A 19,311-nucleotide genomic window follows, 5' to 3' on the forward strand; every position below is an offset into this window, starting at 1 on the left:
TACTCATGCTCATTGACGACATTGATTTTGCCGATCTTTACCGTAAGCAATTACAGTTGGCGAACAGAACCGAGAAAAAGCCGGAGCACTGGGACAAACGTGCGGAAAAAATGGCGGAGAATTGCGCCTCATTAACCGACAGCTATCTGCTGCAACTGCTGGGGAAAATCGACCTGCAAGGTGCAGAGTCGCTGTTTGATATGGGTTGCGGCCCCGGTACAGTCTCGCTGGCGCTGGCTAAAAAAATGCCAATAATTTACGGCGTAGATTACAGCCAGGGAATGCTGAGCGTAGCTGCCCGCCGCGCCGCACAAATGAACGCCCGTCACGTACAATGGGTGCAACGAGCCTGGGAAGAGCACTGGGATGATTTACCCCAGTGCGATATCGCCGTCGCCTCGCGCTCCACGCTGGTTGCCGATATGCGCCAGGCAATGAGCAAGCTGAATAATCAGGCCCGGCTGCGGGTTTATACCACCCACCTTGTCAGTTCATCTTTCGTTTCTCCCACCATTCAGCGCGCACTTGGCCGCGAAGTGATTGAACTGCCCAACTATATCTATGCGCTTAATGTTCTGTATCAGATGGGGATCCACGCGCATGTTGATTTTATCCGCGGTCCCAACTGTCAGCAGGACAACAGCACCTGGACGCGTTTTCTGGAAAACGTGCGCTGGAGTATGGGTGAACTGAGCGCCGACGAGGTCGAACGTCTGGAAAACTGGTATCAACAGCAGGATCCACGCGCTATTGCCCCCGCCAGCCGTGACTGGGCGCTTATCTGGTGGGACAGCATCCCGCGGGAGGCGCTGCGATGATCTACTTTTCGCAGGCGCAAACTGACGCGCTGCTGCTGGAAGATATTCAGGGCGGCGATCTGACCACCCGCGCGCTGGGTATCGGCGCCCAACCAGGCGTCATCGAGTTTAACCATCGCCAGGGCGGATGCGTTAGCGGTACCGCTGTTGCCAGACAAATGCTGACGTCATTGGGATTAACCGTCACCGATATTTTGTCTGATGGCGAACGGGCGAACGCCGGACAGCGACTGATTCGCGCACACGGACCGGCGGCGGCGCTGCACCAGGGCTGGAAAGCGGTACAAAATGTACTGGAGTGGAGCTGCGGCGTGTCGGGCTATCTCGTCGAGATGCTGAGCATGCTGCATCAACGCTATCCCGATGGGCAGATTGCCTGCACCCGCAAAGCCATTCCCGGTACGCGTTTACTGGCGACTCAGGCAATACTTGCCGCCGGGGGCATTATCCATCGGGGAGGATGCGCCGAAACGGTACTGCTGTTTGCTAATCACCGCCGTTTTCTTACCAACCCAAACGACTGGACAGGCGCGATTGCGCGCTTACGCAGCCATGCGCCAGAAAAAAAGATCGTGGTCGAAGCGGATACGCCAGATGAGGCATTGGCCGCCCTACGCGCCGCCCCTGATGTCCTACAACTCGACAAATTTACACCCGAGCAGGCGGCAGAAATTGCCCGTCAGGCCCCTGCTCTGGCCCCCCATTGCACGCTGGCACTGACCGGCGGCATTACCCTCGCCTCGCTGGCGGGTTATCTCGACTGCGGTATCAGACTCTTTATCACTTCCGCGCCTTACTACGCTCCACCTGCGGATATCAAAGTGAGCCTGAGCCCGGACGCACGTGGCCTATAACATCAAAAAATGGACTAAAAATAATGAATTTCAACAAAAGTTGTCTTTACACAGCCCTGTCGTTTGCTTTCGCGCACAGTGCTTTTGCTGGGCAGGAAAGCGAAAACATGACCGTCTGGTCTAGTCCGGTCTCCGCGGCAACCACCACGGTTCTCGGCCAGGAAACGATACAACAGCTGGATAAACAGAACGTGGCGCAGGCGCTGAGCGTCGTCCCCGGCGTCGTGCTGCAAAAGTCAGGCAACCGCAACGAGCAACAGGTAAAAGTGCGCGGATTTGACAGCCGTCAGGTTCCCGTCTTTTTTGACGGCGTGCCGGTGTACATCCCCTATGACGGCAACCTCGATTTAGGCCGTTTTCTGACATCCGATATCGCTTCGGTTGAAGTCTCCAAAGGCTACTCGTCTCTGTTGCAGGGGCCAAACCAGATGGGCGGTGCCATCAATATCACTACAAAAAAACCGACCAAACCGCTTGAAGGCAGCATTGGCTATCGCCAGGGCTGGAGTCGCAGCAAAGACAACGCCCACGATATGCACGCTTCATTTGGCGCCAGTAACGATCTCGGCTATATCCAGCTCAGCGGCAGTCAGTTGAAGCAGGATTTTCTTGGATTACCGCATGGCGTGGACAACCCGGTTGCGGGCAGTCACGGCAAGATGATCAACTCTTCCGCTGATGACAAGCGTGGCATCGTGAAGCTGGGCTTTACCCCTCGTGGAGATGATGAATATGTGCTGACCTATATAAATCAGGACGGTGAAAAAGATAATCCACCGTACGCCGGAACCAGCAGCCAGAAATCACGCTACTGGCAATGGCCACAATACGATAAAGAGAGCTATTACTATCAGGGAACCACGCATCTGGGCGACCGTTTTACTCTGAAAAGCCGTCTGTATCGCGACACCTTTGAAAATACGTTGATGATGTACAACTCGCTGGCCGATCTGAAAAATAAGAAAGGCAGCTACAGCCATTATTCGGACTATAGCGATGGGGCTGGCCTGCAGCTCGCTGCGGATATGCGAGAAAACGATCTGCTCTCTTTCGCCGTGAACTGGAAGGACGATGTTCACCGCGAGAAAGGCGCACCGAATGCGGCTTACGACCGCTACGAAGACCGCACCTGGTCCGTGGCCAGTGAATACCAGTGGGCTGCGGCGGATAATGTCGATGTGGTGGCGGGAATAAGCTATGACTGGCGAGACAGTCTGGAAGGTATGAAGCACGAGAAAAACGGCAGCGTCACGCACTACGATGACAACAATCAGTCGGCCTTTAACTGGCAGGTGATGACCAAATACCACTTTGAAAATTCAGACACATTAGCGCTGTCTTACTCTGACAGAACGCGTTTCCCAACGTTAAAAGAACGCTACACGACCTCGAAACCGGCCTATAACCAGGTAGCCCTGGTCAATCCACAGCTTAAACCGGAGCGCGCCCGCAGCGTGGACCTGACATGGAATGGTTCACTTAGCCAGAACTGGGGATTCGAAGCCAGCGTGTATTACAACCGCATCAGCGACGCGATTCTTTCGCACAATATTGATGCCGATACCATCCAGAATCAGAACAGTGGTCGGGTGGATTACACCGGCCTGGATGCAGGCGTTAAAGGTAAAGTTTTTAATATGCTGGACGTCGGGCTGAGCTACGGCCTTATTCATGCGGACGCCAAACGCAGCGATATCGGTAAGATTACCGATCTGCCGACGCAAACCCTGACCGCCTGGATGACGCTGAAACCGTGGGAGCCACTCAGCATTACGCTGTCCGAAGAGGCCCGTTCGTCAAGCTATAGCAATACCGACGGCTCGCAGAAAGCCGCTGGTTTCGCCATTACCCATTTGCGCGCTGATTACGCCATTGGCCACGGGTTTAGCGTTAACGCTTCGGTCAATAACCTGTTCGATACGCAGTACGTTTACAGTGAAGGATTTATTGAAGAGGGGCGTAATTACTGGGCGGGCATTGAGTATCAGTTCTGACTTAACAATGCAGAAAAACGGCCCCGTCAGGGGCCGTTCGATTAATCTCGTCGTACAAGCCGAAAGACACCCAGCACAACAATCGCGCCGACCACGGCCACCAGGAAGCTGTGGAGATTAAACCCGCTGATATCGCCGCCGATACCGAACATCGTAGCCAGCCATCCACCGACCACCGCACCGATAATACCGAGAATGCAGGTCAGGATAAATCCACCGCCATCGCGCCCCGGCATAATCAGTTTGGCGATAACCCCCGCAATCAGACCAAAAATAATCCAGGTAATAATTCCCATTTCCAGGCCCTCTTTCCAGTGAACGCACGCGCAAGACATTCTTGCGCCAGCACGTTAAGTATAGGCAAGCCATCGCTACGTGCTTTTTCCCTCAGACTTAATTCATTGGGTTTGGTAAAAAATTTCATCCATTTGTATTAAGTTCCGTTGATTGATGCCGATAATCCAACGATAAACCAGGCATCCAGGAGTCATTAGGTGTGAGTAACTACAATGAGCAGTTCCTGAAGCAAAATCCGTTAGCGGTGTTAGGCGTACTCCGGGACTTAAATTCGCAGCAGGTTCCGCTGCGTATTTCCTGGTCAGGTGGCCAGTTCATCAGCAAAATACTGGCGGTCAGCCCGGACGAACTGATCATGGATTTTGGTAGTCAGGAATATGAAAACCAGGCCGTGCAGCGGGCCAGTCAGATAAAGATTATCGCCGAAACGCAGGGAGCCAAAGTGGAGTTCACCCTGCCACAGCTGAAAAAAGGCGAATACCAGCGGCTACCCGCATTTATCTCATCATTGCCGCCATCTCTGTGGTTCGTCCAGCGTCGGGAATATTTCCGTATCGGTGCTCCACTGCATCCCCCCTATCGCTGCACGGTAAAAATGCCGGATAACAGCACGCTGTGTTTTCGCTTATTCGATTTGTCTCTTGGCGGTATGGGCGGGCTGTTAGAAACGGCAAAACCAGAGGGACTGGTAGAAGGCATGCGCTTTTCACAGGTTGAACTGAACATGGAGCAATGGGGAGTGTATCAGGTGGACGCCCAGCTAATTTCCATTAGCGAACGCAAAGTTATCGACGGGAAAAACGAAACAATTACCACTCCCCGCCTGAGCTTTCGTTTTCTCAACGTCGGCCCGGCGGTGGAGCGTAACCTACAGCGGATTATTTTTTCCCTCGAGCGCGAGGCCCGGGAAAAGTCGAATAAGGTGCGCGATTAGCATCACCTGAATTACATCACATCCAGCGCTTGTTGAAGCTTCCAGATATAGCGCGGAGCCTGCGGCGCCGGATGATTATCCGCAACATGTTCAATAAATTCATCCGGGCTGAGATCGTTTATCTTATTAATGGCTTTTTTCCTGTCAGAGGAGAACGTTCGCAGCAGCGCGCCCGCACCGTTGGCGTACGATACCACCAGCGCATATTGCATCACCTGCGGATCTTCGATCCCGGCCAGCGGCCCGGTCTCAAGAATGCTCAGGTATGCGGCCCCCATCGAGATATTGCGCTCAGGATTTTTCAGCTCGCTGGTCGACGGCTCGCCACTCCACCCCATGCGACGATAAACATCACGCCCTGACGTAGAGGCTTTTAACTGCATCAGGCCAATCGCATTAGACTTACTGACCGCATTCGGGTTTCCACCTGATTCAATGGCGATGATAGCGGTAATCAATTGTGGACTGACACCCCAGGCCGCACCGGCTTTTTCGCTGATCGGCATCCATTGCATTGCGCGTTTAACCGGAACTTCAGCATTCCACGGCGAATTTTTGTAATCCTGTTTTGAACTACAGCCCGCAAGTAATACAACCAAAAAAGCAAACCATCTCAATTTCACGTCATCTATCCTTATAGCCGGAACCTGTCGCTGAGGTGACAACGACATACCTACGCGGCATGATATACATTTGGTTTTAGTTGTAGCAAGGAAATGCCATGTCCCGGTTTCACTTAATTGCCCCGTCGGGCTACTGTATCAACCAGCAGGCTGCCTTACGCGGGCTGGCGCGTCTTACTGAGGCCGGTCATCAGGTCGACAATTCAGCGGTCATTGCGCGCCGCTGCCAGCGTTTTGCGGGTACAGAAGCAGAACGGCTTGCTGATGTGAACGCGCTCGTAAATCTGAACACGCCCGATACCATTGTGATGGCAGTACGCGGCGGCTATGGCGCGAGCCGTTTACTGGCAGAGATTGACTGGCAGGCGCTGGCGAACCGTCAGCAACACAACCCGCTGCTGCTGTGCGGACACAGCGATTTTACCGCGATCCAGTGTGGTCTGCTGGCGCAGGGGAATGTGATTAGCTTCAGCGGCCCGATGCTGGCGGCTAACTTTGGCGCCGAGGAGATGAACGCATTTACCGAGCACCATTTCTGGCAGGCTGTTCGCAATGCCCAATTTACCCTCGAGTGGCAAGGTAACGGTCCGGCATGTGCGACCGAAGGTACGCTATGGGGCGGAAATCTGGCGATGCTCATTTCTCTGATGGGCACGCCGTGGATGCCCGCTATCGAAAACGGCATTTTGGTGCTGGAAGACATTAACGAGCATCCTTTTCGCATTGAACGCATGCTGCTGCAACTGTATCACGCAGGAATACTGGCCCGACAAAACGCCATTATCCTCGGCAGTTTTAGCGGCAGCGCACCTAATGATTACGACGCGGGTTACAGTCTTGACTCAGTTTGTGATTTTCTACGCGCCAGGTTATCGGTTCCGGTGATCGACGGCCTCGATTTTGGTCATGAACAACGCACCGTCACCTTGCCGTTGGGGGCAAGAGCGGTACTGAAAAATGATAAAAACGGCGCTCAGCTCACCTTAAGTGGGCATCCGGTACTTAAATCGTAAAAAAAGCGGTTAACAGGGCTAAGTAAAACGCTGTTTCTGTCGTTATTATGTTAGGGTTTATAAATACGAAACAGCGTAATTCAGGAGTAACCGAACGTTGGATGCCGCAGCAATAATTAGCCTTTTTATTTTGGGTTCCGTACTCGTCACCTGCAGTATCTTACTCAGTTCATTCTCATCACGTCTTGGTATCCCTATTCTGGTGATATTTCTCGCTATCGGTATGTTAGCGGGAGTCGACGGCGTGGGCGGTATTCCTTTCGATAACTACCCTTTCGCCTATATGGTGAGTAACCTGGCGCTGGCGGTTATCCTGCTCGACGGCGGGATGCGCACCCAGGCCAGCTCATTTCGTGTCGCGTTAGGCCCGGCGCTGTCGCTGGCGACCGTCGGGGTGCTGATTACCTCCGGACTCACCGGCATGATGGCCGCGTGGCTGTTTCATCTGGATCTTATTGAAGGACTCCTGATTGGCGCGATTGTCGGTTCAACCGATGCCGCGGCGGTTTTTTCCCTGCTCGGCGGCAAGGGGCTTAACGAACGTGTTGGCTCTACGCTGGAAATTGAATCCGGGAGTAATGACCCGATGGCGGTGTTTTTAACCATCACGCTTATCGCCATGATTCAAAATCACGAGACTGGATTAAGCTGGATGTTTGCGGTGCATATTATCCAGCAGTTCGGCTTAGGGATCATACTGGGCCTCGGTGGGGGCTACCTGCTTCAGCAAATGATTAACCGCATTTCACTGCCTGCCGGGCTTTATCCGCTACTGGCCTTAAGCGGTGGGATACTGATTTTTGCCCTGACCACTGCACTGGAAGGCAGCGGTATTCTGGCGGTCTATCTGTGTGGTTTCCTGCTGGGTAATCGCCCCATCCGCAACCGATTTGGCATTCTGCAAAACTTCGACGGTCTGGCATGGCTGGCGCAAATCGCCATGTTCCTGGTGCTGGGACTGCTGGTTACGCCGTCCGACCTGCTGCCTATCGCGATCCCTGCGCTGATTTTGTCTGCATGGATGATATTCATTGCCCGTCCGCTTTCGGTCTTCGCCGGACTGCTGCCGTTTCGTGGCTTCAATCTGCGCGAGCGCATTTTCATCAGTTGGGTGGGCCTGCGCGGTGCAGTCCCCATCATCCTCGCCGTGTTCCCAATGATGGCGGGTCTGGAGAATGCGCGCCTGTTCTTTAACGTCGCGTTCTTCGTGGTTCTGATCTCGCTGCTGTTTCAGGGAACGTCGCTTTCCTGGGCCGCCAAAAAAGCCAAAGTGGTGGTTCCTCCCGTCGGCTGGCCCGTTTCGCGCATTGGTCTGGATATTCACCCGGAAAACCCCTGGGAGCAGTTTGTTTATCAGCTCAGCGCGGATAAGTGGTGTGTAGGAGCCGCATTGCGTGACCTGCATATGCCGGAAGAGACGCGAATTGCCGCCCTGTTTCGGGACAACGTGCTGTTTCACCCATCCGGCAGTACGCGGCTGCGTGAAGGCGATGTTCTGTGCGTCATTGGCCGCGAGCGCGATCTCCCTGCTCTCGGCAAGCTGTTCAGCCAGTCGCCGCCGGTGTCGTTAGACCAGCGCTTCTTCGGTGATTTTATTCTCGAGGCCAGCGCAAAATATGCCGATGTGGCACTGATTTATGGCCTGGAAGATGGCACAGAGTATCGTGATAAACAGCAAACGCTGGGTGAAATTGTCCAGCATCTGCTTGGCGCCGCGCCGGTCGTCGGTGACCAGGTCGAATTTGCTGGCATGATCTGGACGGTTGCTGAGAAAGAAGATAATGCGGTGCTGAAGGTCGGTGTTCGCGTTGCTGAAGATGAGGATGAGGCGCGTTGATGCTTTTTGCCGGGCGGCGGCAGCGCTTTGCCCGGTTTGCGCTCTGCGTCGCATAAACGGTGGAGCCGGATGAAGCGCATCAGCGTCGACATCCGGCTTCATATACGTTACACCGTCACAACCGGCACGCGCAGCGCCAGAGAACACATCAACTCGTAGCCCACCGTACCCGCTGCGCTGGCCACATCGTCAATTTTAATCTCTTTGCCCCACAGCTCTACCGGCGTCCCGATCCCCGCCTGCGGACACGGTGTCAGATCTACCGCCAGCATATCCATTGAGACCGTCCCCACCGTTGTAGTGCGTACGCCGTCCACCAGCACCGGCGTTCCGCTTGGCGCATGGCGCGGATAACCGTCTGCATACCCGGTCGCCACAATGCCAATACGCTGCTCGCCACTGGCGGTATAGCGTCCCCCGTAGCCCACCCGGTCTCCTGCTTTCAGCGTCTGTATGCCGATTATCTCGCTGCTCAGGGTCATGACCGGTTTCAGGCCAGTATTGGCGATGTCCCGCCACTGTCCCGAAGGTGATGCACCATACAAAATAATGCCCGGGCGCACCCAGTCATAATGTGCTTCAGGGTGCCACAGCGTGGCGGCCGAATTGGACAGCGACCGTCTGCACTCCAGCCCTTCTGTCGCCTGTGCAATCCGCGCCATAGCTTCCTGAATACCTTCCGGGTGCTCCGCATCTGCAAAGTGGGACATCAGCGTCATTTCACCGACGTTGGGCATTGCCCGCAGCTGTTGCCAGACCGTTGATACTCTTTCCGGTAAAAAACCCAGTCGGTTCATGCCGCTGTTCACCTTCAGGTAAACATCCAGCGGCGCGTTGAGGCGCGCATTCTGCAGCGCTTTTAATTGCCAGTTACTGTGTACACAAGTGGTCAGACGATATTTGTCATACACCATCAGGTCTTCGGCGTGGAAAAATCCCTCCAGCATGAGTATCGGGCCTTTCCACCCGCGCTCACGCAGGGTTATCGCTTCTTCAAGATTGAGCATGGCAAAACCGTCGGTTGTGCCCAGCGCATTCCAGACACGTTCAATGCCGTGTCCGTATGCATTGGCTTTCACCACCGACCAGACGCGGGCGTCCGGCGCGGCCTGGCGGGTAATGGTCAGGTTTTGTTTCAACGCCTGCAGGTCAATGCTGGCCAGTATCGGGCGAGTCATCTCACGTCCTTATCAGTTATGTGCGCCATGTAAATGCCGTGGACGAGATGGGGTAAACCCCGGGCTGTAACGCGCCACGCTCAGATCGTCGTAAGGAATGGCTGGTGTGCGGCCAGACAGAATGTCGCTCAGCAACTGACCCGAACCGCAGGCCATGGTCCAGCCCAGCGTGCCGTGGCCGGTATTAAGCAGTAGATTCTTAAAGCGCGTTCGCCCGATCACTGGCGTACCGTCCGGCGTCATCGGACGCAGCCCGGTCCAGAAGGTTGCCTGCTCCACATGCCCACCGCGTGGGAAGAGATCGCGAACGACCATCTCCAGCGTTTCACGGCGGGGTTGCAGCAATTCCGTATTGAAGCCGACAATCTCCGCCATGCCGCCAACGCGAATACGGTTATCAAAGCGGGTAATGGCGATTTTGTAGGTTTCATCAAGGATCGTTGAAACCGGCGCGCCGTCATCTTGCGCCACCGGAATGGTCAATGAATAGCCTTTGAGCGGATAGACCGGAATATCAACGATCCCCTTCAGCATCGCCGTAGAGTACGAGCCGAACGCCATTACATAGGCATCGGCTTTGACTATCTCCTCGCCACACTGAACGCCATAAATCTGCTCACCATCGCTCAACAGCTTATCGACCGGAGTATTAAAGCGAAATTTCACACCCGCCTGCTCCGCCATCAGCGCCAGACGCTGGGTAAACAGCTGGCAGTCACCCGTTTCGTCATTCGGTAAACGCAGACCACCGGTCAGCTTGTGTGCCACTTCCGCCAGCGCCGGTTCAACTTCCGCCAGGCGGCTTGCTTCCAGGAGCTGATACGGCACGCCGGCGTCTTCGAGGACGGCGATGTCGCGGGTCGCGTTCTCATACTGTTGAGCGGTACGGAACAGTTGCAACGTTCCACCCTGGCGTCCTTCGTACTCGATACCGGTAGAGGCGCGTAGCGCTTTCAGGCAATCACGGCTGTATTCCGCCAGTCGCACCATCCGGCCCTTGTTTTCCATGTAATGGCTGGTGTCGCAGTTGCGTAGCATCTGCCACATCCATTTCAACTGGAACTGCGTCCCGTCGAGGCGAACGGCCAGCGGCGCATGGCGCTGAAACATCCATTTAATTGCTTTAAGCGGTACGCCTGGCGCCGCCCAGGGTGCTGCATAACCTGGAGAGATTTGCCCCGCGTTCGCCGCACTGGTTTCCAGTGCCGGACCGGGCTCACGATCAATGACGGTGACTTCGTGTCCAGCCTGACTTAAGTACCAGGCGCTGGTCACGCCAACGACACCACTTCCCAGTATGACAACTCGCATAGCCACTCCGTTAACAGTAAAAGAACAATCATCTAATTACATCTTGATAACTCAGTTGAAAATATTATTCAACATATGGCTTTTTTATGGTGACTTATCTCACATATGGCGGTGATGGCGGGGAACTCCCTGCTTTGGTATCTCCTGCTGTGCGTTATTTTTATCCAGCATAAAATTTTGCGGCCATACCGTTTTTCGACGCCTCGCTAACAAGAAATCGCAAAGAAAAAAATTCAGCCGCAGCACGTTTTTTAACACCATGATCTATGCTTGAAATGAGGTACTCCAGACAGAGAGTGCCGCCAACAATGAGGGTGCGCGAATGGCTACGATTGATTCCATGAACAAGGACAGCACACGGTTAAGCGATGGACCCGACTGGACGTTTGATCTGCTGGATGTCTATCTGGCGGAAATAGACCGCGTGGCGAAACTCTACAGACTGGATACCTACCCGCACCAAATCGAGGTGATCACCTCCGAACAAATGATGGACGCTTACTCCAGCGTCGGGATGCCAATCAACTATCCGCACTGGTCGTTTGGTAAAAAATTTATTGAAACCGAGCGTTTGTATAAGCATGGTCAGCAGGGGCTGGCCTATGAGATTGTTATCAACTCCAATCCGTGTATCGCGTATCTGATGGAGGAGAACACCATCACCATGCAGGCGTTGGTGATGGCGCATGCCTGCTACGGACATAACTCCTTCTTTAAAAACAACTATTTGTTCCGTAGCTGGACGGATGCCAGCTCCATCGTTGATTACCTGATCTTCGCGCGAAACTATATTACCCAGTGTGAAGAGCGTTACGGCGTGGATGAAGTCGAAAAGCTCCTCGACTCCTGTCACGCGCTGATGAACTACGGCGTGGATCGTTACAAACGCCCGCAAAAAATCTCCCTACAGGAAGAGAAAGCCCGACAGAAAAGCCGTGAAGAGTATCTGCAAAGCCAGGTAAATATGTTGTGGCGTACGCTGCCGAAGAAAGAAGAAGAGAAAACCGTTGCAGAAGCCCGACGTTATCCTTCTGAACCGCAGGAGAACCTGCTGTACTTCATGGAGAAGAACGCCCCGCTGCTGGAATCCTGGCAACGCGAAGTGCTGCGCATTGTGCGCAAGGTCAGCCAGTATTTTTATCCGCAGAAACAGACCCAGGTGATGAACGAAGGGTGGGCCACTTTCTGGCATTACACCATCCTTAATCACCTTTATGACGAAGGTAAAGTCACCGAACGGTTTATGCTGGAGTTTTTACATAGCCATACCAATGTGGTGTTCCAGCCGCCGTACAACAGCCCGTGGTATAGCGGGATAAATCCCTATGCTCTGGGTTTTGCCATGTTCCAGGATATTAAACGAATTTGTCAGTCGCCTACCGAAGAGGACAAATACTGGTTCCCGGATATAGCGGGTTCTGACTGGCTGGAAACCCTGCATTTCGCGATGCGCGATTTCAAAGATGAGAGCTTCATCAGCCAGTTCCTGTCACCGAAGGTTATGCGTGATTTCCGCCTGTTCACCGTGCTGGATGACGATCGTCATAATTATCTGGAGATTTCCGCGATTCACAACGAGGAAGGATATCGTGAGATCCGCAACAGGCTGTCGTCGCAATATAACCTGAGCAACCTTGAGCCGAATATTCAAATCTGGAATGTCGATCTGCGCGGCGACCGCTCGCTCACCTTGCGCTATATTCCGCATAACCGCGCTCCGCTGGATAAAGGACGCAAAGAGGTGCTCAAGCATGTGCACCGGCTCTGGGGTTTTGACGTGATGCTGGAGCAGCAGAATGAAGACGGCAGTGTGGAACTGCTGGAGCGTTGCCCGCCGAGGATGAACGGTCTGTAAATCTTATTGCCGGATGGCGACGCGAAAACGTCTTATCCGGCCTACAATGCATTTCGTAGGCCGGATAAGCTGCGATTAGCGCCCCTGAATAGCTAAATCGCCCGGCAGGTTTTTCTGCATACGATGCCAAATCTCGCCGCTGTCGTGACCATAGCGACGCACCGTTTCATATACCTGCTCATGAGCACCCTGATCACAAAGTTCTGACAGCTTACGGTAAAAGCTCAGCGCCAGCGCGCGGGCTTCCGGATTGGCGAAATAATGGCGGCCAATGCGGGTATATAATCCCTTCATTCCATTGAGGATCAAACCGTAAATCGGATTGCCAGAGGCAAATGCCAGACCGCGGAAAATGTTATAGTCCAGATCGGCGAACGCATCAGCATGGTCGGCCACCTGATTTGCCGTTGCCAGAACCTCCTGCGCTTTATCAGGATGCTGGCGAAACGCGGTACGAACAAAGATCGTCGAGATGTTGGTACGCACGGACAGCAGATTATCAATAAGCTGCGGCACGCTCTCGTGATCGAGACGCGCCAGCGTTTCAAGGATATTTAGCCCGGAGGTTTCCCAGAAGTTATTCACCTTCGTCGGCTTGCCGTGTTGAATGGTCAACCAGCCGTCCCGCGCCAGACGCTGTAATACCTCGCGTAACGTGGTACGTGTCACTCCAATCAGTTCAGAGAGTTCACGTTCAGCAGGCAAAATAGTGCCAGGTGGGAAGCGGTTATTCCAGATACTTTCAATGATGTACTCTTCCGCGAACCCAGCCGGGCTTTGCGCCTTAATGACCATAGTGATAATTCCATTACACAGCAAAACATAGTTACAGTTATCATACCAGACGGGCTACATGGCTGATAGCTGACGCAATGAAGAAAAAGTGGATCAAGGCTTCATTTTCCAGATTACGCTGAAGCACAGCCAGCCTTGTCCGTCGCGTGAATAGCTTGCCTGTACTCCCTCCTCCCGCTAAGCTTTGCGGTCAAACATAAAAACATGATTTCATTTTTAAAGGTAGGGAAATCACCATGGAGCTATCATGGGGCCGCGCTATGTGGCGCAATTTTTTAGGTCAATCACCTGACTGGTACAAACTTGCACTACTCGTATTCTTAGTCGTTAACCCGGTTATATTTTTCATCAATCCCTTTATTGCGGGCTGGCTGTTGGTGGCCGAGTTCATTTTTACGCTGGCGATGGCGTTAAAATGTTACCCGCTGCTACCAGGCGGGCTGCTAGCCATCGAGGCGGTCATCATCGGCATGACCAGCGCCACACATGTGCGTGAAGAGGTTGCCGCTAACCTTGAGGTGCTATTGCTGCTGATGTTTATGGTGGCTGGCATCTACTTTATGAAGCAGTTGCTGCTGTTTATTTTCACCCGCCTACTGCTTACGATTCGCTCCAAGATGCTGCTGTCGCTGGCATTTTGCGTTGCCGCCGCCTTCCTTTCTGCATTCCTGGATGCACTGACAGTCGTTGCCGTGGTAATCAGCGTAGCGGTTGGTTTTTATGGTATTTACCATCGCTTCGCCTCTTCCCGCACGGAAGACAACAATATGCTCGATGATAGCCATATCGATCAGCACAATAAGGTCGTACTGGAGCAGTTCCGTGGTTTTCTGCGCAGCCTGATGATGCATGCGGGTGTCGGTACAGCGTTAGGCGGCGTAATGACTATGGTCGGCGAACCGCAAAACCTGATTATCGCCAAAGCGGCTGGCTGGCATTTTGGTGACTTTTTCCTGCGCATGTCGCCGGTCACCGTCCCGGTGCTGATTTGCGGCCTGTTAACCTGCATGCTGGTTGAGAAATTGCGCTGGTTTGGCTATGGCGAAACGCTGCCGGAGACCGTCCGCGATGTCCTGCAACAGTTTGACGATCAAAGCCGTCAGCAGCGTACTCGTCAGGAAAAAATCAAACTGATTGTCCAGGCGATTATCGGTATCTGGCTGGTGGTTGCCCTGGCCCTGCATCTGGCGGAAGTCGGATTAATTGGTCTGTCCGTCATTATCCTGGCCACGTCGTTGACCGGCGTTACTGACGAACACGCGATTGGTAAAGCGTTTACCGAGTCGCTGCCTTTCACCGCCCTGCTGACCGTGTTCTTCTCTATCGTTGCGGTTATTATCGATCAACAGCTCTTTTCACCGATTATTCAGTTTGTTTTGCAGTCCTCTGAACATGCTCAACTGACGCTGTTCTATCTCTTTAACGGCCTGCTGTCTTCTATCTCTGATAACGTGTTTGTCGGCACCATCTACATTAACGAAGCCAAAGCCGCGTTGGAACATGGGACCATCAGCCTTAACCAATTTGAGCTGTTAGCGGTGGCGATCAATACCGGGACTAACCTGCCTTCCGTTGCTACGCCAAACGGCCAGGCGGCATTCCTGTTCCTGCTGACCTCCGCGCTGGCACCATTGATTCGACTCTCTTATGGCCGCATGGTGTGGATGGCTCTGCCTTATACTCTCGTCCTGACGCTGGTTGGTCTGCTTTGCGTCGAGTTCACGCTTGTTCCGGTGACTGAGTGGATGACCCAGGCGGGCTGGTTAGCTACACTTTCATAACAATTTACCGGGCAAATCACTGCCCGGTTTGACTTTTTGCATGATAATTATCCGATTACTCAAATTTTCAATTCCTGCTAGTGGCGCATAAATTGAATTGGTTTAAACTGCGCTCTCTACGCATGTTGCAGGGAAATTATTATGTTGCGATTTTTAAACCAGTGCTCCCGAGGTCGTGGTGCATGGTTATTGTTGGCGTTAACCGCCTTTGCGCTGGAGCTTGTCGCGCTGTGGTTCCAGCACGTCATGCTGCTAAAACCTTGCGTGTTGTGTATTTACGAACGTAGCGCATTATTTGGTGTGATGGGCGCGGGGCTGGTGGGGGCTATCGCACCAAAAACGCCGCTGCGCTATGTGGCGATGATTATCTGGATTTACAGTGCCTGGCGCGGACTGCAGTTAGCGTATGAGCACACCATGATTCAGTTGCACCCATCACCGTTTATGACCTGTGATTTTGCCGCACGCTTCCCGAGCTGGCTGCCGCTGGACAAATGGCTGCCGCAGGTGTTTTTAGCATCCGGTGACTGTGCTGAACGCCAGTGGTCTTTTTTAACCCTGGAAATGCCACAGTGGCTGTTGGGGATCTTCGCCGCTTACCTGGTGGTCGCCGTGCTGGTAGTCATAGCACAGCCGTTTAAACCGAAAAAACGTGACCTCTTCGGTCGCTAACAGAGACGCTCCTTCGGGAGCGTTTTTTTTGCCTTAAATTCATTGCCTGCTGGCATCTATAAGATGTATATTAAATGCATCTTATAGATGCCACACCAAGGAGATGTCTGATGTCCCATTTACGCATCCCGGCAAACTGGAAAGTAAAACGCTCTACTCCCTTCTTTACCAAAGACAACGTCCCGGCAGCACTTCTTTCTCACCATAACACCGCAGCAGGCGTGTTTGGACAGCTCTGCGTGATGGAAGGTACGGTAACGTATTATGGCTTTGCCAATGAAGACGCAAAAGAACCTGAAGTGAAAGTGGTGATTAATGCCGGTCAGTTCGCGACCAGCCCACCGCAGTACTGGCATCGCGTTGAATTAAGCGACGATGCGCAATTCAACATTAACTTCTGGGTGGAAGATGACAACCACTCCGATGAGATGTATCAGGCGAAAAAGTCTTAACCCTTAACGCCTGCTAATCGATGGGCGGCTCAGTCCGCCCATGAAGGTTTGTTCAGGATAGGCGGCACTATTAATTTATAGTGCGTCGAAGTGAGCAGAAAGCAGTCGTAAAGCAGAGTGTTAGCGCAAGACGAATCACCACCTTCCGAGGTTTTGAGTTGTTTTGCGCTAATTTTTTGCCCCATCCATGCCCCATCTTCGAAAAACACACAACACCCTACGAACCAATGCAAAGTTTTGTGCATCCCGCTTTTGTCCCTCTAACCAAAATTCTATTGTCTGATAAATTTATGTGGCACGCCGTGGCGCGTGCCGTTGGGAATGTGAAAAACCAGGACTCCGAACTGATACAGCCAATGTGATTACATCACCGGGCAGTCATCAAACTCCGCGTTCCTGGCATCATTAATGATGTACGTGATCACTCCGAATATAGCGGGCGCAGAACTGTAACCATCATCATCTACTGGCAGCGCTTCCCTTCTCCCGTTCTCCAGATTAACGAGGTGGGGTTGAGGATGAGTCCGATATTGCTTAATCCTGAACTCCCCGTCTATTGCACATACCAGCAGTGAGCCATCACACGCAGTAAGTGACGCATCCACAACAAGCAACGCCCCCTGGAGTATTCCTTCCCTGACATGTGAACGCGATGCCCGCATGAAATAAGTCGCAGATGGCTGGCTGATTAGCTGCTGATCGAGGGAAATACTTTTTTCAACATAATCAGCCGCAGGTGAAGGGAATCCCATGTTTACGCCCTCTCTTGAATACCGGATAAAAACACAGTATAAATACTGTATATACATCCAGTAAAGGAGCAATGAGTAATGTTCGTGGAACTCGTTTATGACAAAAGGAATTTTGATGGTCTGCCCGGTGCAAAAGATATCATTCTGGGCGAATTGAGTAAGAGGGTTCACCGGATTTTCCCCGATGCTGATGTTCGGGTTAAACCGATGATGACACTGCCGGCGATCAACACTGATGCCAGCAAGCATGAGAAAGAACAGATAATCCGTACTGTTCAGGAAATGTTTGAAGAGGCTGAGTTCTGGCTTATTTCTGAGTAATATGAAGCGAGGCGCGCACTCTAATCATGTTATGAATCGACCCGTAGCCTGAACTTTCCATTCAATGGCTACGGTTTTTTAACGATTCGTCAGGCACACTAGTCCTGTTTTTCAGGTGGTATATTGCTTACTTTTTCAACGTGTCAAGTTCTGCTTTCAACTCGTGTACTGCCCCGATCAAGTCAGACACCAGGGCCAGATACGACACGTTAAGGATAGGGTTTTCCGGGTCCTCACCTCCCGCCTCAAACACATATAGTGGGTCCACTTCCTGGAGCTGCTGGGCTATAACCCCGCGGTCTCGTCGGCCATCCCCTCGCCATGTGAACTCGTAAGGCTCTATCCGGCTGACACGGTCCAGGGCACCTGTTTGTGCCGCAGTTGCTTCTTTTTTCAGGCGTCGATCCGAACCTGACGGCAATATCGCCCCATTTGCGGTATTGATTCCTCCGGAACCATTCGCAAACAGCCAGTACTTTGTATAGGAATTACCATCAGAGCAGGTCAACATTGGGCCTGCTGAGTCTGCCGTCCCTGCAGACCCAATGTAACCACCGAACGCCATGTTTAATGTAAACTGGCTTCCAGTACCTCCTGTTTTCTGTATGGTTGCCATCCCCGCAGGCGCAAATACCAGGCTCCCGGAGTAGATATGCTTTATATTAAAGGGCGCGGCTTTGATTGCCGGTGTGGTTTCTGTAATAACCGTCGTTGGTGCGGAAATATCGCCTTTCATACTAATGGCGAATGTCGCGGTATTTACTGATGCTATGCACTGAGAGAAGTCGGATAAATTACCGAGTGCAGCTGCTGTGTCATGGGCCTGCTGCGCACTGGTAGCCGCCTCTCCCGCTTTTGTGGTTGCGGTCGATGCACTGGTGGCTGCCTCTCCGGCTTTCGTGGTTGCAACTGAAGCACTGGTAGCCGCCTCTCCCGCTTTCGTGGTTGCAGTCGATGCTGCTGTTGAAGCTGTTGATGCGCTTGCCGCTGCGGCCGTTTTATCGACAGCAACTTGTCCCGCATCAGCTGATATCTGGTCAGCCAGGGACTGCAGGTGGTCGGGGTCTATTTCTTTAAGCAGGTCGGTTATCTTTTTCCAGCTTGGTCCGGAAAACTGAGAGCCGTCAGGCAGCATCACAGTAATATCACCACCGGTGCTGAACACCAGTTGCCAGTTCTGCTTGTCGTAATTAAGACCGCGAAGCGCCTCAGTTGTCTGCGCAACCAGCGCAGCGGTCACCTGGTTCTGGGTGGCTCTTGGAACGACATTCCACGCAGAGGATGCTTGTGTCGGGCCGGGATACCTGCTAATCAGGGTGATTTGAGTGTCGCTGTCGATCGTCTTTACTGGCAGTGTGTAAGTAATACCGCCGACCGTAACAACAATAAAGTCACCAACTACCAGTTCAGTTGTAAATGCGGTGCCGCTGCCTGTAATAACATCAGAGTTATTCGTCAGGGTTAATGTTCCTGCTGACATGGATATCTCCTGAATTCAGATAATAAAAAACCCGCCGGAGCGGGTTATTTTTGGTATTTCATTGAGGGCAATTCGAACGGGTGAAGTTATTTTTATTCACCCATCGCCAGTTAAATGGATAGCCGGCCCTGTACTCAGTCTGATTAGCAACTTTTCGCACACCGTAAATGTGTACCGACTGGGGCAGCCCGCCAGACACAAACTCAGCCTGACAAACCGGTTTCTGTTTCTCAAGAACAGGTCCTGAACACGCTGAAAGCACCAGACAGACAATAACCGGAATTATTATATTTTTCATTTCGACACCAAGGTTAATTATTTAAACAAAAAATAACCAATAGCAT

19 protein-coding genes and 2 pseudogenes are annotated in these 19,311 nt (G+C 52.7%); 12 read left to right on the forward strand and 9 right to left on the reverse strand.

What is annotated here, in order from left to right:
* The first annotated feature begins 5 nt into the window (after positions 1-5).
* From OGW44_RS14070 to OGW44_RS14080, 3 genes are read left to right on the forward strand one after another with little or no spacing between them, the layout of a single operon-like run.
* Positions 6-818: a class I SAM-dependent methyltransferase gene (locus OGW44_RS14070; protein WP_016156776.1), complete on the forward strand. Its 813-nt coding sequence runs from the start codon at positions 6-8 to the stop codon at positions 816-818.
* Positions 815-1,672, forward strand: a complete 858-nt coding sequence (gene modD, locus OGW44_RS14075) for a ModD protein (protein WP_016156777.1) — start codon at positions 815-817, stop codon at positions 1,670-1,672. The genes OGW44_RS14070 and modD overlap by 4 nt, the downstream gene beginning before the upstream one ends.
* A 23-nt stretch (positions 1,673-1,695) precedes the next feature.
* Positions 1,696-3,666: a TonB-dependent receptor plug domain-containing protein gene (locus tag OGW44_RS14080; RefSeq protein WP_016156778.1), complete on the forward strand. Its 1,971-nt coding sequence runs from the start codon at positions 1,696-1,698 to the stop codon at positions 3,664-3,666.
* Between the two features lie 41 nt (positions 3,667-3,707).
* Here the strand turns inward: OGW44_RS14080 and OGW44_RS14085 are convergent, their stop codons facing one another.
* Positions 3,708-3,962: a GlsB/YeaQ/YmgE family stress response membrane protein gene (locus OGW44_RS14085; protein WP_016153363.1), complete on the reverse strand. Its 255-nt coding sequence runs from the start codon at positions 3,960-3,962 to the stop codon at positions 3,708-3,710.
* A 200-nt stretch (positions 3,963-4,162) separates the two neighbouring features.
* Here OGW44_RS14085 and ycgR point away from each other — a divergent pair, with 200 nt between their 5' ends.
* A complete protein-coding gene (ycgR, locus tag OGW44_RS14090) occupies positions 4,163-4,897 on the forward strand; it encodes a flagellar brake protein YcgR (protein WP_016156779.1) in 735 nt (244 codons plus the stop codon).
* Positions 4,898-4,908: 11 nt separating this feature from the next.
* Here ycgR and emtA read toward each other — a convergent pair whose 3' ends face one another.
* Positions 4,909-5,520 (reverse strand): membrane-bound lytic murein transglycosylase EmtA, encoded by a 612-nt coding sequence (emtA, locus tag OGW44_RS14095; RefSeq protein WP_016156780.1) that lies wholly within the window; start codon positions 5,518-5,520, stop codon positions 4,909-4,911.
* Between the two features lie 98 nt (positions 5,521-5,618).
* Here emtA and ldcA point away from each other — a divergent pair, with 98 nt between their 5' ends.
* Positions 5,619-6,533, forward strand: coding sequence for a muramoyltetrapeptide carboxypeptidase (ldcA, locus tag OGW44_RS14100; RefSeq protein ID WP_016156781.1), 915 nt, complete (start codon positions 5,619-5,621; stop codon positions 6,531-6,533).
* A 97-nt stretch (positions 6,534-6,630) separates the two neighbouring features.
* Entirely contained in the window at positions 6,631-8,370 is a 1,740-nt protein-coding gene (locus tag OGW44_RS14105) for a potassium/proton antiporter (protein ID WP_016153367.1), read from the forward strand.
* Here the strand turns inward: OGW44_RS14105 and OGW44_RS25815 are convergent.
* The 3 genes and pseudogenes from OGW44_RS25815 to OGW44_RS14115 form a co-directional block, all read right to left on the reverse strand.
* Positions 8,302-8,472, reverse strand: a pseudogene (locus OGW44_RS25815) (hypothetical protein); the annotation flags it as partial. The gene OGW44_RS14105 and the pseudogene OGW44_RS25815 overlap by 69 nt on opposite strands.
* 5 nt (positions 8,473-8,477) lie before the next feature.
* On the reverse strand, positions 8,478-9,548 hold the full coding sequence (gene dadX / locus OGW44_RS14110) for a catabolic alanine racemase DadX (RefSeq protein WP_016156782.1): 1,071 nt from the start codon (positions 9,546-9,548) through the stop codon (positions 8,478-8,480).
* Positions 9,549-9,560: 12 nt separating this feature from the next.
* Positions 9,561-10,859: a D-amino acid dehydrogenase gene (locus tag OGW44_RS14115; protein WP_016156783.1), complete on the reverse strand. Its 1,299-nt coding sequence runs from the start codon at positions 10,857-10,859 to the stop codon at positions 9,561-9,563.
* A gap of 322 nt (positions 10,860-11,181) precedes the next feature.
* On the opposite strand from OGW44_RS14115, the gene OGW44_RS14120 reads away from it, so the two are divergent.
* The gene (locus tag OGW44_RS14120; protein WP_003833557.1) at positions 11,182-12,714 is read left to right on the forward strand and encodes a SpoVR family protein; all 1,533 of its coding nucleotides are present in this window, start codon (positions 11,182-11,184) and stop codon (positions 12,712-12,714) included.
* A gap of 75 nt (positions 12,715-12,789) precedes the next feature.
* Here OGW44_RS14120 and fadR read toward each other — a convergent pair whose 3' ends face one another.
* Positions 12,790-13,509, reverse strand: a complete 720-nt coding sequence (fadR, locus tag OGW44_RS14125; protein WP_016153370.1) for a fatty acid metabolism transcriptional regulator FadR — start codon at positions 13,507-13,509, stop codon at positions 12,790-12,792.
* A gap of 236 nt (positions 13,510-13,745) precedes the next feature.
* On the opposite strand from fadR, the gene nhaB reads away from it, so the two are divergent.
* The 4 genes and pseudogenes from nhaB to OGW44_RS25665 form a co-directional block, all read left to right on the forward strand.
* On the forward strand, positions 13,746-15,290 hold the full coding sequence (nhaB, locus tag OGW44_RS14130) for a Na(+)/H(+) antiporter NhaB (protein WP_029139569.1): 1,545 nt from the start codon (positions 13,746-13,748) through the stop codon (positions 15,288-15,290).
* A gap of 141 nt (positions 15,291-15,431) precedes the next feature.
* Positions 15,432-15,962, forward strand: a complete 531-nt coding sequence (gene dsbB, locus OGW44_RS14135) for a disulfide bond formation protein DsbB (RefSeq protein WP_003844060.1) — start codon at positions 15,432-15,434, stop codon at positions 15,960-15,962.
* Positions 15,963-16,072: 110 nt separating this feature from the next.
* On the forward strand, positions 16,073-16,414 hold the full coding sequence (locus OGW44_RS14140) for a TehB family protein (RefSeq protein WP_016153372.1): 342 nt from the start codon (positions 16,073-16,075) through the stop codon (positions 16,412-16,414).
* A 278-nt stretch (positions 16,415-16,692) separates the two neighbouring features.
* Positions 16,693-16,776: pseudogene (locus OGW44_RS25665) on the forward strand (SOS response-associated peptidase); the annotation flags it as partial.
* Here OGW44_RS25665 and OGW44_RS14145 read toward each other — a convergent pair.
* On the reverse strand, positions 16,777-17,166 hold the full coding sequence (locus OGW44_RS14145; RefSeq protein WP_286454160.1) for a HumD family translesion DNA polymerase: 390 nt from the start codon (positions 17,164-17,166) through the stop codon (positions 16,777-16,779).
* Between the two features lie 78 nt (positions 17,167-17,244).
* Between OGW44_RS14145 and OGW44_RS14150 the strand changes: the two genes are divergently transcribed.
* Positions 17,245-17,487 carry a DinI-like family protein gene (locus tag OGW44_RS14150; protein ID WP_286454162.1) on the forward strand — a complete coding sequence of 81 codons (243 nt, stop codon included), beginning with the start codon at positions 17,245-17,247 and terminating at the stop codon, positions 17,485-17,487.
* Positions 17,488-17,614: 127 nt separating this feature from the next.
* Here OGW44_RS14150 and OGW44_RS14155 read toward each other — a convergent pair whose 3' ends face one another.
* Both OGW44_RS14155 and cor read right to left on the reverse strand, forming a co-directional pair.
* On the reverse strand, positions 17,615-18,967 hold the full coding sequence (locus OGW44_RS14155) for a tail fiber domain-containing protein (RefSeq protein ID WP_286454163.1): 1,353 nt from the start codon (positions 18,965-18,967) through the stop codon (positions 17,615-17,617).
* 58 nt (positions 18,968-19,025) lie between these two features.
* On the reverse strand, positions 19,026-19,265 hold the full coding sequence (cor, locus tag OGW44_RS14160; RefSeq protein ID WP_191228567.1) for a phage exclusion lipoprotein Cor: 240 nt from the start codon (positions 19,263-19,265) through the stop codon (positions 19,026-19,028).
* Positions 19,266-19,311: the final 46 nt, after the last annotated feature.

Source organism: Citrobacter sp. Cb023 (genome assembly GCF_030336805.1).
Taxonomy (GTDB): Bacteria; Pseudomonadota; Gammaproteobacteria; order Enterobacterales; family Enterobacteriaceae; genus Citrobacter; species Citrobacter braakii.

Coding starts and splice junctions, on each gene's coding strand:
- OGW44_RS14120 (WP_003833557.1), top strand. CDS start 11,182: ATGGCTACGATTGATTCCATGAACAAGGACAGCACACGGTTAAGCGAT.
- nhaB (WP_029139569.1), top strand. CDS start 13,746: ATGGAGCTATCATGGGGCCGCGCTATGTGGCGCAATTTTTTAGGTCAA.
- dadX (WP_016156782.1), bottom strand. CDS start 9,548: ATGACTCGCCCGATACTGGCCAGCATTGACCTGCAGGCGTTGAAACAA.
- modD (WP_016156777.1), top strand. CDS start 815: ATGATCTACTTTTCGCAGGCGCAAACTGACGCGCTGCTGCTGGAAGAT.
- OGW44_RS14155 (WP_286454163.1), bottom strand. CDS start 18,967: ATGTCAGCAGGAACATTAACCCTGACGAATAACTCTGATGTTATTACA.
- cor (WP_191228567.1), bottom strand. CDS start 19,265: ATGAAAAATATAATAATTCCGGTTATTGTCTGTCTGGTGCTTTCAGCG.
- OGW44_RS14070 (WP_016156776.1), top strand. CDS start 6: ATGCTCATTGACGACATTGATTTTGCCGATCTTTACCGTAAGCAATTA.
- OGW44_RS14145 (WP_286454160.1), bottom strand. CDS start 17,166: ATGGGATTCCCTTCACCTGCGGCTGATTATGTTGAAAAAAGTATTTCC.
- OGW44_RS14085 (WP_016153363.1), bottom strand. CDS start 3,962: ATGGGAATTATTACCTGGATTATTTTTGGTCTGATTGCGGGGGTTATC.
- ldcA (WP_016156781.1), top strand. CDS start 5,619: ATGTCCCGGTTTCACTTAATTGCCCCGTCGGGCTACTGTATCAACCAG.
- dsbB (WP_003844060.1), top strand. CDS start 15,432: ATGTTGCGATTTTTAAACCAGTGCTCCCGAGGTCGTGGTGCATGGTTA.
- fadR (WP_016153370.1), bottom strand. CDS start 13,509: ATGGTCATTAAGGCGCAAAGCCCGGCTGGGTTCGCGGAAGAGTACATC.
- OGW44_RS14080 (WP_016156778.1), top strand. CDS start 1,696: ATGAATTTCAACAAAAGTTGTCTTTACACAGCCCTGTCGTTTGCTTTC.
- OGW44_RS14140 (WP_016153372.1), top strand. CDS start 16,073: ATGTCCCATTTACGCATCCCGGCAAACTGGAAAGTAAAACGCTCTACT.
- OGW44_RS14150 (WP_286454162.1), top strand. CDS start 17,245: ATGTTCGTGGAACTCGTTTATGACAAAAGGAATTTTGATGGTCTGCCC.
- OGW44_RS14115 (WP_016156783.1), bottom strand. CDS start 10,859: ATGCGAGTTGTCATACTGGGAAGTGGTGTCGTTGGCGTGACCAGCGCC.